This window comes from Alteromonas sp. W364, assembly GCF_031846205.1.
In the GTDB taxonomy this organism is placed as follows: Bacteria; Pseudomonadota; Gammaproteobacteria; order Enterobacterales; family Alteromonadaceae; genus Glaciecola; species Glaciecola blandensis.
Window position 1 is genome coordinate 92,777 of sequence record NZ_JAVRID010000002.1, and the last position, 15,632, is coordinate 108,408.

Annotated in this window: 14 protein-coding genes; 3 read left to right on the top strand and 11 right to left on the bottom strand. The window is 43.8% G+C overall.

All coding sequences use genetic code 11. The features are described from left to right. Positions 1-6: 6 nt before the first annotated feature. Genes RM556_RS03280 through RM556_RS03320 form a run of 9 tightly spaced genes read right to left on the bottom strand, consistent with a single transcriptional unit; the run spans position 7 to position 7,357 of the window. Positions 7-876, bottom strand: coding sequence for a peptidoglycan DD-metalloendopeptidase family protein (locus RM556_RS03280; protein ID WP_311373837.1), 870 nt, complete (start codon positions 874-876; stop codon positions 7-9). A 6-nt stretch (positions 877-882) separates the two neighbouring features. Continuing rightward, entirely contained in the window at positions 883-1,461 is a 579-nt protein-coding gene (locus RM556_RS03285; RefSeq protein WP_311373838.1) for a YqaA family protein, read from the bottom strand. Next, positions 1,458-2,096 (bottom strand): protein-L-isoaspartate(D-aspartate) O-methyltransferase, encoded by a 639-nt coding sequence (locus tag RM556_RS03290; RefSeq protein ID WP_311361825.1) that lies wholly within the window; start codon positions 2,094-2,096, stop codon positions 1,458-1,460. The genes RM556_RS03285 and RM556_RS03290 overlap by 4 nt, the downstream gene beginning before the upstream one ends. An 8-nt stretch (positions 2,097-2,104) precedes the next feature. After that, positions 2,105-2,854: a 5'/3'-nucleotidase SurE gene (gene surE / locus RM556_RS03295; protein ID WP_311361826.1), complete on the bottom strand. Its 750-nt coding sequence runs from the start codon at positions 2,852-2,854 to the stop codon at positions 2,105-2,107. A gap of 39 nt (positions 2,855-2,893) precedes the next feature. After that, entirely contained in the window at positions 2,894-4,030 is a 1,137-nt protein-coding gene (truD, locus tag RM556_RS03300) for a tRNA pseudouridine(13) synthase TruD (RefSeq protein WP_311373839.1), read from the bottom strand. A gap of 4 nt (positions 4,031-4,034) precedes the next feature. Continuing rightward, positions 4,035-4,514 carry a 2-C-methyl-D-erythritol 2,4-cyclodiphosphate synthase gene (gene ispF / locus RM556_RS03305; protein ID WP_311361828.1) on the bottom strand — a complete coding sequence of 160 codons (480 nt, stop codon included), beginning with the start codon at positions 4,512-4,514 and terminating at the stop codon, positions 4,035-4,037. After that, positions 4,514-5,251 carry a 2-C-methyl-D-erythritol 4-phosphate cytidylyltransferase gene (gene ispD / locus RM556_RS03310; RefSeq protein WP_311361829.1) on the bottom strand — a complete coding sequence of 246 codons (738 nt, stop codon included), beginning with the start codon at positions 5,249-5,251 and terminating at the stop codon, positions 4,514-4,516. Before ispD ends, ispF begins: the two co-directional genes overlap by 1 nt. 15 nt (positions 5,252-5,266) lie before the next feature. Beyond that, on the bottom strand, positions 5,267-5,551 hold the full coding sequence (gene ftsB, locus RM556_RS03315; protein WP_311361830.1) for a cell division protein FtsB: 285 nt from the start codon (positions 5,549-5,551) through the stop codon (positions 5,267-5,269). Positions 5,552-5,593: 42 nt separating this feature from the next. Then, complete coding sequence (locus tag RM556_RS03320; protein WP_311373840.1) at positions 5,594-7,357, bottom strand: TIGR03545 family protein; 1,764 nt, start codon at positions 7,355-7,357, stop codon at positions 5,594-5,596. 288 nt (positions 7,358-7,645) lie between these two features. On the opposite strand from RM556_RS03320, the gene putA reads away from it, so the two are divergent. Then, entirely contained in the window at positions 7,646-11,449 is a 3,804-nt protein-coding gene (gene putA / locus RM556_RS03325; protein ID WP_311373841.1) for a bifunctional proline dehydrogenase/L-glutamate gamma-semialdehyde dehydrogenase PutA, read from the top strand. 25 nt (positions 11,450-11,474) lie between these two features. On the opposite strand, the gene RM556_RS03330 is transcribed toward putA, so the two are convergent. Both RM556_RS03330 and RM556_RS03335 read right to left on the bottom strand, forming a co-directional pair. Then, a complete protein-coding gene (locus tag RM556_RS03330; protein ID WP_311361833.1) occupies positions 11,475-12,089 on the bottom strand; it encodes a trimeric intracellular cation channel family protein in 615 nt (204 codons plus the stop codon). A 42-nt stretch (positions 12,090-12,131) separates the two neighbouring features. After that, positions 12,132-12,743: a TIGR04211 family SH3 domain-containing protein gene (locus RM556_RS03335; protein ID WP_311373842.1), complete on the bottom strand. Its 612-nt coding sequence runs from the start codon at positions 12,741-12,743 to the stop codon at positions 12,132-12,134. A 157-nt stretch (positions 12,744-12,900) separates the two neighbouring features. On the opposite strand from RM556_RS03335, the gene RM556_RS03340 reads away from it, so the two are divergent. Together RM556_RS03340 and ahpC are read left to right on the top strand one after the other, a co-directional pair. Further along, positions 12,901-14,391 carry a CYTH domain-containing protein gene (locus tag RM556_RS03340; protein WP_311361835.1) on the top strand — a complete coding sequence of 497 codons (1,491 nt, stop codon included), beginning with the start codon at positions 12,901-12,903 and terminating at the stop codon, positions 14,389-14,391. Between the two features lie 439 nt (positions 14,392-14,830). Then, on the top strand, positions 14,831-15,394 hold the full coding sequence (gene ahpC, locus RM556_RS03345) for an alkyl hydroperoxide reductase subunit C (RefSeq protein WP_311361836.1): 564 nt from the start codon (positions 14,831-14,833) through the stop codon (positions 15,392-15,394). Positions 15,395-15,632 lie beyond the last annotated feature (238 nt).

Below are 15,632 nucleotides of genomic sequence, written 5' to 3' on the forward strand. Positions count from 1 at the left end.
CGTAGTCTATTGCGGAGGCAAAAAGGAATAGGGATCGAGCGATTTGCCTTTGCGGCGAATTTCAAAATGCAACATGACTTCACTATTGTCAGCGCGGCCCATGGTTGCAATTTTTTGTCCCTGCGTAACATATGTTTGTTCACCCACTAAAATCGTATCATTGTGCGCATAAGCGCTGAGTAGATTATTGTCATGTTTCACAATAATGAGATTGCCGTAGCCTTTTAAAGCGTTACCTGCATAGACAACCTTGCCACTTGCCGCTGCGTATATAGGAGAACTTAACTGACCCCTAATATCGACACCACGGTTTGTACCATCACTGCCAACTACCGCAGATGCAGATCTGCCTTTCGCCGGCCATATCCATGAACTTGATTGTGAATCTGAAACCCTATTATCAGGTTTACTCGACGTTTTGATATTGTTTTTAGATTTTTTTCGATGAGCGTCTGACTTAAGTTCACCATACGCTTGTGGTTTGATAGGGTCAACTACTACTTTGGTTGATTGTGCTGTCGTTTTTGCTATTACCTTGTTTTGTCTATGGTTATTTTTTGCAGGTGCAGCAATTAGTCGCAGTTTTTGGCCAGGAAATATGTTGTAAGGCGCTGAAATATCATTGTATCGTGCAATATCTCGATAATCGTTTCCACTGTAAAAAGCGACCGCAAACAGTGTATCACCGCGTTGTACGATATAGCTCTCACCAGAGATTTCAGTCAAATTGTTACGTTTGGTAATGTTGGTATCTAGCGATACGACAGGTGCCGGAAGATGACGTGAGTTACACGCTGCAAGTAGCGTGAAGGCGAATAATAATGCGATGAGATACTTAGTGCTCAGTGCGATCCGTTTAACCAAGCGAGAGATCATGATCCGTTACCTGAATATCAAATAAAGAACAACAGCAATAGCGACCGTCGCCCAGCCAATGACTTCGATATACTTTTTAAGCTTCAGTTCCATCATAGGTCCGCCATATTTCATCAAAGCAGCCACTAGGAAAAAGCGTAAACCTCGGCCTATTGTTGAAGCGACAATAAATGGCAGAAGGGCCATATGCATGAAGCCAGCAGTAATCGTAAATACTTTATAGGGAATAGGTGAAAAGCCTGCTAGAAATACTACCCAAACACCATATTCTTCAAACCACAAGGTCGCTTGTTCAAGCTTGGCTTGATAACCCATATCAATGACTAAAGGTTGGATCATGGTTTCAAAGGCAAAATATCCAAGTAAATAACCGAGGACGCCGCCAATGACCGAAGCTATCGTGGTAACAGCTGCAAATCGCCAAGCTTTTTGGGGCTGACTGAGTGCCATTGGTGCAAGCATCACATCTGGGGGAATAGGAAAAAACATCGACTCTGAGCAGCTTAAACCAGCTAAATATTTTTCGGCATGTCTGTGCTTGGCCCATTTTAAGCATAGGTCGTAGCAACGTTCAAAAATTTTCAAAGTAAGGCTCCCGCGACCAAAGGAACGAACCTAACGGCTTCAATGGTTTGTTCTATAAACTCGTCGCCTTTGCGGTCAATACACTTGAGTTGTTGTTGGTCATTTCCTACAGGAATGATTAATCGGCCACCGTCATTCAATTGGTCAACTAATGCCTGTGGCAATTCAGCCGCGGCCGCTGTAACGATAATGCCGTCGAACGGTGCTTTGCTTTTCCAGCCTTCCCAGCCGTCTCCGTGCTTCATTGAAATATTGTGAAAGTCGAGCTGATTCATGCGTCGCTTGGCTTGAAATTGTAAGGACTTGATACGCTCTACTGAAAAAACTTGCTCAAAAATACCGGCCAGTATTGCTGTTTGATAGCCAGAACCCGTGCCAATTTCTAAAATTCTTTTTGGCGTATTGTCGGCCTTTAATAGCAACTCTGTCATCTTCGCCACAATATATGGCTGCGAGATAGTTTGGCCTTGGCCTATTGGAAGGGCTGTATTTTGATACGCCTTGTGCTTTAACGCATCGGGAATAAAAATATCGCGCGGTATATTGGCTATCGCCGTGAGTACTCGATTGTCACTTACGCCTTCTTGTTCGAGTAATTGGGCCAGTTGTAAGCCTCGGCGTGATGATAAAGCCATTTTATTTCCTAATCTTCTTTGCTTAACCAAGCATTCATACTGTTTACTTTTTCATGGACAGTCATATCCACTGACATGGGTGTCACGGAACAGAAGCCTTGGTTCAGGGCCGCAAAATCCGTACCTTCACCAGCATCTTGTTCACTGCCTAACTTGCCGTACCAATATATCGTCCTGCCAAAGGGGTCAGCGCTTTGCACCATTGTTTCAGCACGATGCCGTTTGCCCAAGCGCGTAGCCACAATACCCTTGATATCTTCATAAGCAATGGCTGGTACATTCACATTTAATATTTCGTTTGGCGCTAGAGGGTGACTTGCGATCCTACGAATGATATCGCAGGTGATCTTAGCGGCGCTACTAAAATAATCTTCTTGTTTACTATTTAGTGAGACAGCAATCGCTGGCAAGCCCATATGGCGGCCTTCTAGGGCTGCTGCGACAGTGCCAGAATAAATTGTATCGTCACCAAGATTGGGCCCATGATTGATGCCAGAAACGACAAGATCTGGCTCTTCATCCATAAAACGACCAATGCCAAGCTGAACACAGTCAGACGGTGTCCCATTCACGGCATAAAAGCCATTTGGCATTTTCTCTATACGCAAGGGCGTATGCAAGGATAGGGCATTACTCATTCCGCTGCAATTACGGTCAGGTGCGATCACTGTTACGTCATGTTCTTTCGCGAGGTATTCATGCAGAACTGCGATCCCTTTTGCATTCACGCCGTCATCGTTACTAAGCAATATATTCATCGTGCTCTTGACCTTACATTATTGAATAATGGAGAAACCTTACACATCCATTAGCTCCCTTACAATAGAGGTTGCGAAACAGCCTGACGGTAGGGAGAAGCTGAGCTTCAAAACATCGTCGTTATACTGCCATTCAAAATCTTCAGGCACTATGCGTATTGCCCGGCGTTCTTGTTTCAAACCTAAGTCATTCAAGGTTTGAGTAACGGCCTTATGGTGACTAACACAGGCCAACTCAAACTCTTTCGCATCTTGAGATGTGTGTAACTTACCATTACCCCACATAGGGGCCGTGATATTGACATCATACGCAGCAAGGCGGGTGTCCACTTTCGCTTGTTCTTCGGCTTTATCATTAACAAAAAAACTATTCGAACCACTCAACTGCATGGCATCGCCCGGTAGCGCTTTAAAAAAACAGTCTTGTTCAATACGCTGGTGAATGATCTCGTTGAATAACCAGCTTCGCAAGGCTGAGATGGCCATAGAACGTTTATTTCTGTTCCTAATTTGCTCACCGTCTATGAGCTTTTCGGCCAAGGCTAAGTTGCCACCCTTGACACTTTTTACAGGTTCAACGCCGGCGCTATTCGTTTCAGTCACTAAGGGGGGAGATATTTCTGACGACGCTAAATCATTTGGTACTGATACCCGAATTTCGCCGAAGCGCTGGCTACCGTAATAGTTTGGTGCGCCCAATTGTTTGATTTTTTCTAGGCGTTGGAGCAGGTCGCTATCGTTGAAACCGTCGTTAAAATGAATATTTCGGATAGTCACTTCGAAGCGATTGCCCTTCAGCACTCCTACCCGTAACTTACGATCGTTTCTGGTGACCTCTAGTATTCGTGCACAGTCTAAATTGAAGGCGTTCCAGTCAGGCTCTTTGAAATTAGCGATGTGCACACCGAACCACTGTCGAGTGAGAGCAAACTTATCTTTGCGACCGGCATAGGTAATATTACGTAATGGTAAATTCGCAAACTTCGCGATCTCTTCAGCAACAAAGGCAGTGTTCAAATTGGTTTTTTCTAGCCAAAGGAAAATATGCTCCCCACTGCCACTTGGTATAAAACCTAGTTGCTCTTCAACCACAAAGTCACTGAGCGTGTGTTTTAATGCGCCATTGCCCAGTGAGACACCGTGTAAACGACGCCAGTGTGAGGTGCTTAAAGACATCAGCTTAACGACTTGGACAAACTAAAACGACGGCAGTACAAGCAATACCTTCTTCGCGTCCCACAAAGCCAAGGCCCTCAGTGGTGGTGGCTTTGATACTGATATCTTTTACTGAAACACCCATCGCATCTGAAATTGCTTCTCGCATAAACGTAATATGAGGAGCCATTTTTGGTGCTTGTGCCTCAATCGTGATATCAGCATTGCCTAACATATAGCCTAAATCTAAAATGCGCTGATAAACTAGACGCAAAAGTTCTAGACTGCTGATATTTTCAAACTTTTTATCAGTGTCTGGGAAATGATGCCCAATGTCGCCCAGTGCGAGTGAGCCGAGTAAGGCATCGCATAGAGCGTGTAATGCGACATCACCATCTGAATGGGCTATTAAGCCGCGCTCATGAGCGATACAAACACCACCAATTGTAATTGGACCCATACCACCGAATTTATGTACATCGTAACCATGTCCGATTCTGAACATCAGTTGCCTCCTTGCTTATTGTTAAGGTTTAAATAAAACTCAGCGAGTGATAAATCACTAGGGCGTGTTATTTTTATATTGCTAGACCGCCCTTCGACCAGTTTTACTTTTGTACCAATGTGCTCCATCGCTGAAGCTTCATCAGTCATTTTTATTTTATCTTGTTGTGCTTGCTCGATAGCATGCAAGAGTTCTTTTAGCGGAAAAAACTGTGGCGTTTGTGCTTGCCATAATCTTGTTCTATCAACTGTGCGCTGAACGTGAGGGGCTTCAATATCATCACTTAAATCGCTCGATAACTTCAAAGTATCGGATACTGGAGTAGCTAGGATCCCACCAACAGAATGCGCTTGTATAGCCAATAAATCGTCTATTTCGTCGTGGCTGACACAGGGCCTTGCAGCATCGTGAACCAACACCCAGTCATTGTCGCTTTGCGCATTAGTGGCCAGACAAGCACGCAAACCACTTAGCACAGAGTCAACTCGTTCATCGCCACCTACACAAGTGAATACCTGCGGAGAGTCCGCGCATTTCAGTGTGGAGAATTGTGTATCATCGGGGTGCAAAACAACCACCACTGATTTAATACGTGAGTGACTCAGTAGAGCAGCAATAGTGTGCTCAATCACAGTTTTGCCAGCAATCTGTAAATATTGCTTTGGAATACTCGCTTGCATTCTACTGCCGATGCCGGCAGCAGGGAGAACTACTGTATAGGAATTTACTGCTTTCACGTATACGACTACTTATTATGGTTCTTGAGGTAAAATACGGTAAAAGGTTTCACCTTCTTTTATTAGTCCTAACTCATTCCTTGCTCGCTCTTCAATTGACTCTAGGCCAAGTTGAAGATCGTCTATATCTGCTTGTAAAAGTGCGTTTCGCTGCTTCAAATTCGCATTTTGTTGTTTTAGCTCTTGGACTTGTAGGTCCATGGCTCGATAGTCAGCAATACTATTTTTACCAAACCACAGCCGAACTTGCAGCATAGCCAGCAATGCTATCAATATGATTACCAACCATCTATTGCGCATAATGCTTCCTCGAATAAGGCCGAACGTCGACGCTATATTTTCTTACTTTTTAAATAACTTGTCGCCTAATTTATCAAGCAACTCATCTTTTTTCTTATCAATAGCAGAATCCATTTGCGATTTAAGCAACTCGTTAAGACTTTCTGTATCACCTTGTGCTGCAGACAATAATGCGTCTACTGATGCGAGTTGTTCCGTCGAGCTACCTAATTGGTCCGCTACTTTTTGATTTAACTTACTTTTTAATTCGCCCAGCTTGCCGGAGCTCTCTCCACTCAAGCCTTGCGTGAATGATTGTAACATTTTTTTATCTAAGTCAGATTTTACTTTAATTGAAGGACTAGACAAGCTACCTGAAAAGTTCGTATTCAAGCTCAGTTCACTCAGACCTGACACAATTTCTGCCATTGCGCTGGTCAAGTCATTCTGACCCGTCGCTGACATAGATAAAGCGCTCAAGTCAAAGATGGAAGAACCAGATAACTTCCCATCTACAATTTCAATCCCACCTGTGCTGGCTAAGAAACCAGACTTCAGCATGGCGGTGAGTTTTTGTTTTGACTCTTCAGGGACCAATTCAACTGCTTTTAAAGCCAAACCTTGAATATCCCATTGCTGACTAGAGTTCACTTTACCTGCGAGAATCTCGAAAGTACCGTTTAAGTCAATGCTGTTCCATTGCTCAGCTTTACTAGAATTAATCAAAAAAGTAGTGGGTTGACCAACTCTACCATGCTGGTCAGTGATATTTTCCCACGTTGAGGCAATGCTCTCATCTTGCCACTTTATATTGACCAACGCTTTTTTGATCCATACATTGGGTAGGCCATCATCCGCTGCAGGGTCTACAGTCTCTTCCTCTGTTTCGCTTTGTGAATTCGCTAGCATATCAATTGCTGCAAGTAATCCTTGCGTATAAATTTTAGCTTTATCACCGAATAAGTGTTGGGTTACTTGACCTATTGCCCCTTCGTCACCCGCAACTAAGCCTTTGAGCAAATCGAAGTCTTCACCTGGAGCGGCTTTTAGGGCTGCGACTGAACTTGCACTGGCAGCTTTCGCTTCTTTCGCTAAGGCGACAAACTCGTTGATTTTGGCTTTATCTGCTTTTATCGATTCTTTAATCTCATCAAATTCTTTCTTGGCGGCTGCCAGAGCAACAGGGTCTTTATAATTTGTCTCTTTCAGCGCTTTTAGCTTTTCTTTGTATGTGGCGAGCTTTTCTTTATTCGGTAGCGCATCGTATTTTTCTTTTAAAGGCGTCTTGTACTTTTCAACGACTTCGCTGGCTTCGGCTACTGCAGCACTTGTTTTTAGCGGTGAGTTATTAAGAACATCGTCAACACTTGGCAAGTCTTCCAGTGTTGGAAACGCGAACGTAGATGCTTGAGCATCGGTTTGTGCATAAACAGCACCTTCTGAGGCTCTTTTTGTATCAAACTCGACATCTTGCACGATGAGCTCTTCGACAATCAGCTTTTTACCAAGCAATGGAAGGAGATCCACGTCTGCTTTGATCATGCCTACTTCAACTTTATTTCGACTAGGCATGTTGTTATCGGTGGCTTGCACTCTAATCATACTGATGCCGAATGGGAAAAGGCTATGGTCAACTTCTTCAATGTTCACCTCTGCACCCGATGCGTCGCCAAGAGCACTTTGCGCCAAGCTTTTTAATAGTGGGTTTGCAAATAGAAAATAAAGGACGAAAAGAGCAGCCACAATGCCCAAGGGGATGACAATCCAAAGTGATACTTTTCCTGACTGTGACCAAACATTTACTGAACGAGAAAGACGCTGATGCATATAACAATCCTTATTACACGAAGATAATTTTGGTTGATTTGCTTTTGAGCTAACAAAAAGCATAGAAGAAACGCTCAAAAATAACAAAGAACAACCGCTATGAACATCATACAGAATAAGCGTTGAACAACCAATCTATAGTGCAAATTGATATCAAATTAATAGGCTCTGTTTCCTTTTAAAGACAGTCAAATGAAAAAAAGTATTCACAAAGGTAGTTTTTGCTTTCAATTGCGATTATCGTACGGGCAAATTGTAACCCTGCTGAACTTACTTTGAGGTCTTTCAATGTTAGTGAACAATAGTATTCAAAATGTTTGTCCAATCCGTCAAAAAATTCGCGAGTTTTACCGTATCAATGAATCGGAGGCGATTGACCATATTTTGCCTGAAGCGGAAGTCAACATGGCGGCTCGCAGTCGCGCATGGGAGCGGGCACGCAGAATGGTATTGCAAATTCGCAGGGAGCAAGAAGGACACGGCGGTGTTGATGCACTGCTAAATGAATATTCACTATCGACAGCAGAGGGTGTGGTATTAATGTGTCTTGCTGAAGCTTTGCTTCGAGTACCAGACAAACACACTCAAGAAGAGCTCATTCGTGACAAATTGTCTAAAGGTGAATGGACACCTCACTTAGGTAATAGTGACTCGATATTTGTGAATGCTTCTGCCTGGGGTTTATTGTTTACTGGCAGTATGGTGAATTACGCAGATAAACGTAAGTCTGAGCAGTTTGGCCTATTGAAGAAAACCATGGGCCGCTTGGGTGAGCCAGTGATCCGCCGAGCGATGAAAATAGCCATGAAAGTCATGGGCCGACAGTTCGTGATGGGCGAAAGTATCGAAGACGCGGTAGAACGTGCTGCTGAAAAAGAAACACAAGGCTATGTTTACTCTTATGACATGTTGGGCGAGGGTGCACGCACCATGCGCGACGCCGACCGTTACTATGACGCCTATGTGAAAGCCATTGAAGTCATAGGTAAAGCTGCGAAAGGTCGTGGGCCTCGTTTAAGTCCAGGCATTTCAGTAAAACTATCAGCTATTCATCCACGCTACGATTTTGCGAAATATGAGCGTGTTATGGAAGAAATCCCAGTCAAGCTAAAAGCACTGTGTCTTATGGCAAAGAAATACGATATCGGCCTAACGGTTGATGCTGAAGAGTCTGAGCGTTTAGATATTTCTTTGGATATCATTGAAAAAGTGTATAGCGATGAAGATCTTGCAGGTTGGGACGGCTTTGGCTTAGCGGTTCAGTCATACCAAAAACGCGCTATTTTTGTGATTGATTGGCTGCGTGATATTAGCTTAAGAGTCGGTCGTAAAATAATGGTGCGTTTAGTCAAAGGCGCCTATTGGGATACAGAAATAAAGCATTCTCAGCAGGGAGGTTTTGATGACTTTCCTGTGTTTACCCGCAAAACGTCAACGGATGTTTCTTATCACGCCTGCGCAAACAGACTATTGGCTTACAGAGATTCTATCTACCCTCAATTCGCGACTCACAACGCCTACACCGCCTCAGTCATTATTGAACTGGCTGGCGATGATAAAGAAGGTTTTGAATTCCAATGTTTGCATGGCATGGGCGACTCCTTATACGACCAAGTCGTAACAGAAGACAATATTCAGTGTCGTGTTTATGCACCGGTCGGGATACATGAAGACTTGTTGGCTTATTTAGTTCGTCGTTTATTAGAAAATGGGGCTAATTCATCTTTCGTGAATGCCATAGTGGATGATAGCCAACCGGTTGAAGCGCTACTTGAAGATCCTGTTGAAAGAACGCAGCGGCTGCAGGTACGTGAAAATCGTCAAATCGCCATGCCTATCGACTTGTATCAGCCAGCACGTGTTAACTCTCGCGGTTTTGATATTTATGATGTGACAGAAACGCAGAACTTTTCATTTAGACTTGACCGCTGGTTCAAGGAATACACTCGACAGCTTTCAGAACTTGAAACTGATAGCGATGACGTGATTGTAGTGAAGAACCCAGCCTTACTCGATGAAGTCGTCGGTTACCATAAGTTGCATACGAAAGAGCAAATGGCAGAGATGTTGTCACGCACGAGCAAAGCCGCTGAGTCATGGTCTCAAGTACCGGTAGACGAAAGAGCCGAGTTATTGATGCGAACAGCAGATATCCTCGAACGCCATATGGATGAACTTATTGGTTTGTGCATAAAAGAAGCTGGCAAAATAACGCAAGACAGCATTGATGAAGTCAGAGAGGCCGTGGACTTCTGTCGCTATTATGCGGTTGAAGCACAACGCTTAGATCCTCAAGACCGTCTAGTGCCGCGCGGCACTATCTTGTGTATTAGCCCATGGAACTTCCCGTTGGCCATTTTCTTAGGACAAGTCGCAGCGGCCTTGGTGACGGGTAATACCGTGATGGCCAAGCCAGCAGAACAAACTAGCTTAATAGCAAAGCGTGCTTTGGAACTGATGATCTCAGTAGGCTTGCCAGAAGATGTGGTCAACCTTGTTGTCGCGCGTGGTCCTGATGTGGGAGAAGTCCTGTTACCGGATGAGCGCATTCAAGGTGTCATGTTCACTGGTTCTACCCAAACCGGTACCTTGATCTCTCAAATTCTCGCTGAACGAGGGACTGAGCAAGTCCCCTTGATTGCGGAAACGGGTGGTCAAAACTGTATGATTGTCGATTCAACGGCTTTACCAGAACAAGTCGTGGACGATGTGGTGATGTCTGGTTTCCAAAGCGCTGGACAACGCTGTAGTGCGTTAAGAGTGCTATTCGTTCAAGAAGATATTGCAGATGATGTGACTGACATGATTGTCGGTGCGATGAAAGAACTGAGCCTAGGCGATCCCTCTAAACTCTCAACCGATATCGGACCGGTTATCGATGAAAAAGCCTTATCTTCATTAACTAGCCATGTTGAAGCAATGGAAGGCAAAGCGAAGTTGATCTACAAATGCGATATGCCAAGTGAAAATGGTACTTTCTTTGCTCCTCATCTGTTTGAAATTGACAATATTGATGTACTGGAGCGCGAAGTATTTGGTCCTTGTGTACACATTATTCGCTTCAAGGGAAAAAATATCGATAAGGTTATTGAGCAAATTAACGGCACTGGTTTTGGGCTAACAATGGGCATTCATTCGCGTATTGAAGAGAGAGCTAACGAATTAGCTAGACTCTCCAGAGCGGGTAACGTTTATATCAATCGTAATATGATTGGTGCAATAGTGGGTGTGCAGCCTTTCGGCGGACGAGGCCTTTCTGGAACAGGTCCTAAAGCTGGCGGTCCAAACTACTTACCACGATTAATGAAAGAAAAAGCGACGCCAAAAGATGCCTCACAAATCGATAAATATGAAGACGATAAAGCGATTTTGAGTGACGACACAGCCGTTGCTGAAGCAAATGATCTGATGGACGCAGCAGTGGGCATTGAAAACAAGTGGAGACTGTCTGCTCTCAATGACCGTGTTTCGTTTGTACGTCAACTATTGGCAAAAGTAGCCAACGTAGAAAGCGTTGAAGAACTCGCCGATGACTTGAACAAAACTTTAGCAACAGCAAGAACCCAGTTGATAGCAATCGAACGTCGCTTGAAATCGCCCATGCAACTACCTGGACCAACTGGTGAGTCAAATACTCTACATCTTGAGCCGCGTGGCATATTGGTTTGTTTCGCAGATAAAGACGTTACGTTTGAATATTGGACACTGTCTATCGTAACTGCACTTGCAACCGGTAATACCGTTATCTCTGTGGTCTCAGATTTATTTTATGACGAAGCATGCACTTTTAGAGATAAGCTAGCGAGTACTGGGGCGCCCAATCATGTATTCCAAGTGGCTAAACTACGTCACTTAGAGGCCTTATTGGTGCATGAAAACCTTGCCGGTGTGGTTATCGACAGTAACACCGATCGAAGTGCCCATATATCGGCAAAACTGGCTGAGCGTCAAGGCGCAATATTACCGGTTATTACAGCTGAATATAATGACAACCTGATACAACGTTTAGTGACTGAGAAAACAATCAGTATTGATACTACGGCCTCGGGCGGTAATACCTCATTGATGACCATGGTAGAGGATGACGATTAACACTAGCGAAGGTAAGGTTGTAAAGCTATTGAAGCCCGCGATGCGCGGGCATCGATAGATTAGTCAGTATGGCTAAGGCTCTGACACCGAACGCGACAACACACCCTATTGCCACAGCATAAAGCCCCCGGATATCAAGTAGGCTGTCACAGACACAATAAGCAATTGCGCCGAGCAGAGAGGCGGTAATATAGATCTCTTTTTGGAATACCACTGGTACGTCGTTTAAAATAACGTCTCGAATAATCCCACCCAAACACGCACTGAAGACACCCATAATGACTGCCACCGGTATCTCGGCCCCTAAAGAAAGTGCTTTTTGTGCACCTAACACACTGAATAAGGCCATACCGATTGCATCTGCCCAGAGTAATGCCTTGGACTTTCGCGAGATTTGTTGAGTAGCAAAGTAAGTGATAACAGCAGAGACACTACAAATTACCACGTAGTACCAATCTACTAGCCAAAAAACAGGGACATCGAGGATCACATCTCGGAGTGTGCCACCACCTATACCGGTAACATTACCGATGAATACAAAACCTACCCAATCCATCTTTTTCTTAGCCGCAAGTAAAGCGCCGGATACAGCAAAAGCGGCGGTGCCTGCAACGTTAATAATAAAAAGCAAGGTGAGCATAAGGCTTTCCTACTTCAAGCTATTGCTTGAGGACGATGAACATTAAAGAAGAGGATTTGATTTTCCGCGCTTACGAGCATACAAACCAAGTAGAAAGCCGAACAAAACACTGACCAAAGCAAGCACTGTTCCGCGAGTAAACCAACGCATTTGGTCATTGCGATCCTTTCGGTCAATGACACGAGCAAGTTCCGCTTTTTCTTCAAGGCTCTTGGTTAGACTTCGATTCAAACTGAGGCGTTGCTTTTCAGCATCTTGACGATCGCGCTTGGCTTTTCGCATGGCGTTCAGTGCTTCATCAACTTCAATTTGTTGCTCAGCGACCCTTTCTCGGGCTTGAGTGAGTTCAGCGCGAATGGAGGGGATTCGACTCACAAATTTAGATTCAACCCAGCCTGTGCGACCTCTATCGTCCTCTATTTGCGCATAACCCGCACTTGAATCTACTTCGAGCAATGACACCGTCGTCCCCGCGGTAATTGAACCGAGTATACGAAAGTCTCTTCCGGGCCCCGCGTGTAAATAAATAAAAAGCTCGTCAGAAATATAACGAACCTCGCGTGGAGCGTCTGTTTCTTGTTCGGTTTCTTGTGCTGAACTGAGAGGAGATAACAATAGGAATACTACTGTTAAAAAGGCCAAGTTTACCTGCATAGTTATTCGCTACACCATTTGCTGTTTTCGTGATTAACATAAATATTAGGGACTTATGCTAGTGATAACAAGTCGCTTGTTGAAAGGTTTGCGAATATTCACATTCAAAGCTATTGTAAGCAGCCTATTTAGCTGCCAAATGAACGATATATAGACCATGGAAATTGAGTTAAAACTTGTTGCTGATCAAGATGCCTTAGCTACCTTTGAACGTCAAATCATGCCTAAACTGAAAGGGACATTGGAACGCGCTGCCTTCGATGTATTCAATGATTATTACGATACGCCGGAGCAATTTTTAGGGCAACGAAAAATGGGCTGTCGAGTCAGAACAGTTAACGGACAAATTGAGCAGACTATAAAAACCCAAGGCAAAGTAGAGGGAGGATTGCATCAACGGCCTGAATACAACGTTGACATTGACTCTTCTCAACCAGACCTTGAAAAATTCGAGCGAGAAATTTGGTCCGAAGATATTAATGTTGAAGAAATTAACCGACAATTGGTGGTTCAATTTTCAACGCACTTTCATCGCGTCACTTTTGATATTAAAGAAGGTGATAATCACATTGAGTTGGTGTTTGATTCAGGTGCTGTCAAACGCCAAAACGAAAGTCTGCCGATCAGTGAGATTGAAATAGAATTAAAAACGGGTGCACCGTCGGCACTATTCGACCTGGCTGACGAAATTAGCAAAGTAACACCGGTTCGCCTGAGTAATGTGACTAAAGCAGCCAGAGGGTATCAACTCCTCAACGGCAATATGCCTGAAACGCGGTCGTTACCAGACTTTCTGTCACTGACCAACGATGACAGCACTGAAGATGGTCTATGTAAAGCCATTGAATGCGCTCTTTCTCATTGGCAACATCATGAATATGTTTTTCTTCAAACAGGGCATCAGGGTGCCTTAACGGAAATTGCTAAAAGCGTGCACTTACTTTTACAAGGGGTTTCTTTGTATCTACCGGTTTTGCAGTGCCAAGAGCTTCTTAGTTTACACAAACAATTGCTAGTGCTGTCTGAGCAATGGAGCTGGCAAGATGACCTCCAATGTATACGTAAATTACGCTCTAAAAAAGGCCCTTTCAGCCGTCGAATCCCAAAGAACCAATCCTTATTGAGTTACTTAAATGGACGTAGAGAGGGCTTACTTAGCGTGCAATCACCTGAGCAATTACTTTTGTCTATTGAAAGTTCGCAGGTGCAATTAGGGGCGTCGCGTTTGTTGATTGAAAAACCATGGCAAGATCAAGCGACAGGTCACCAAATTCCTGTGCTTAAACATGCAAAAGGATGGTTGTCTCAGGGCTGGCAAACAGTGATGCAAAGTTTACCCGCTAAAAAAGGCATGGACCATACCAAGTATATTGCCTTAGAAGTATTGCTCAAACAGACCTTGATGACAGGGTTTTTATTGGCCGATTTATTCGCTGAAAGCCGAGGTAAATTCAGAGCGCCTTGGTTGGACCTGATTGAAGGCATTGAAGAAATTAAAGCCTTGTTATTCTTACGCAGTGTATTAGACGAAGTGGATATAGAAGATAGTGCCGACTTAAACACTTGGATTAGCGATAAGCTAAACAGCGTTATCACAGTGATGGAGAAAAGTCGTAAAGTTGCAATGAATGCAGAAGTCTATTGGTAGCCTGCTAAACTACGTAAATGCATTGTCACGATGTGTTTCATCAACACTCAAGCCAACATTAGAGTTGAACCATTGTCGCCGATGATCAATCAAACTTACTAAGGCAAACGGCGACACTTGCCTGTTTTTCACGTTTTAAGTACTTAAAATTTAAACAAAAGTGAATAAATATTGTTAGCCCCCTTGAATCGTACTAATTCGCCATCACTATGGATCCTTAACCGCGAAGCGGCAGTAAGCATAAAGGTAAATTTTATGCGGATACGAGTGAGTTCTCGAACTTTTTGTTCAAGCCTTGTTCTCTAATTAATTAATCTGGTTAAGCGAATCGATTTTATTCAATTTATTTATTTATGTTTTGCGCTTATCTTTACATCAAGCAAAACGGAACACCGTTTTAACTCTTAACATTACTTACTAAACTTAAAGGAAACGTAATATGTCTATGATCAACAAATCAATCCCAGACTTTTCAGTAGAAGCATTCCACGATGGTGAATTTAAAACTATCACTAGTGAAGATGTGAAAGGCAAATGGTCCATCTTCCTTTTCTACCCAGCGGATTTCACATTTGTATGCCCGACTGAGCTTGAAGATATGGCGGCTAAGCACGAAGAACTTCTTGGCTTAGGTGTGGAAGTATATTCAGTATCAACTGATTCTCACTTTGTACACAAAGCATGGCATGATGCGAGCGACGCGATTGGCAAAATCAAATATCCAATGCTAGCTGATTCCACAGGTTCACTGACGCGTGCTTTCGATATCATGATTGAAGAAGAAGGTCGTGCTTTACGTGGTACTTTCCTAGCTAACCCAGACGGTATCGTAAAAGTAGCTGAAATCCACGATTTAGGCATCGGTCGTTCTGCGGCAGATATGGTTCGTAAGGTTAAAGCAGCACAATACGTTGCTAACAACGACGGCGAAGTTTGTCCTGCAGCTTGGGAAGAAGGTCAAGCAACATTGACGCCAAGCCTAGACCTAGTAGGTAAAATCTAAGTCAAATTAGATTAATGCGATTGGGGAGCCAGACTCCCCAGTCATTCCCGCACCAAGTTTTGTAGCAATGGTGCAATACTGAACGCTTTGAGACACGCTCATGTGTAATAGCAAACGCTTTTTAAAGAAGCGACACCAGTAAAGAGTTTCAGTCCGTATTTTGGCTTGATTCTTTTGCTGAAGGATTAAGTTTTCAAGGAAAGTCTGCTTTAGCCCTAGTGCTCACACGTAGACGAAT

Coding starts and splice junctions, on each gene's coding strand:
- RM556_RS03280 (WP_311373837.1), bottom strand. CDS start 876: ATGATCTCTCGCTTGGTTAAACGGATCGCACTGAGCACTAAGTATCTC.
- RM556_RS03290 (WP_311361825.1), bottom strand. CDS start 2,096: ATGGCTTTATCATCACGCCGAGGCTTACAACTGGCCCAATTACTCGAA.
- surE (WP_311361826.1), bottom strand. CDS start 2,854: ATGAATATATTGCTTAGTAACGATGACGGCGTGAATGCAAAAGGGATC.
- truD (WP_311373839.1), bottom strand. CDS start 4,030: ATGTCTTTAAGCACCTCACACTGGCGTCGTTTACACGGTGTCTCACTG.
- ispF (WP_311361828.1), bottom strand. CDS start 4,514: ATGTTCAGAATCGGACATGGTTACGATGTACATAAATTCGGTGGTATG.
- ftsB (WP_311361830.1), bottom strand. CDS start 5,551: ATGCGCAATAGATGGTTGGTAATCATATTGATAGCATTGCTGGCTATG.
- RM556_RS03320 (WP_311373840.1), bottom strand. CDS start 7,357: ATGCATCAGCGTCTTTCTCGTTCAGTAAATGTTTGGTCACAGTCAGGA.
- putA (WP_311373841.1), top strand. CDS start 7,646: ATGTTAGTGAACAATAGTATTCAAAATGTTTGTCCAATCCGTCAAAAA.
- RM556_RS03330 (WP_311361833.1), bottom strand. CDS start 12,089: ATGCTCACCTTGCTTTTTATTATTAACGTTGCAGGCACCGCCGCTTTT.
- RM556_RS03335 (WP_311373842.1), bottom strand. CDS start 12,743: ATGCAGGTAAACTTGGCCTTTTTAACAGTAGTATTCCTATTGTTATCT.
- RM556_RS03340 (WP_311361835.1), top strand. CDS start 12,901: ATGGAAATTGAGTTAAAACTTGTTGCTGATCAAGATGCCTTAGCTACC.
- ahpC (WP_311361836.1), top strand. CDS start 14,831: ATGTCTATGATCAACAAATCAATCCCAGACTTTTCAGTAGAAGCATTC.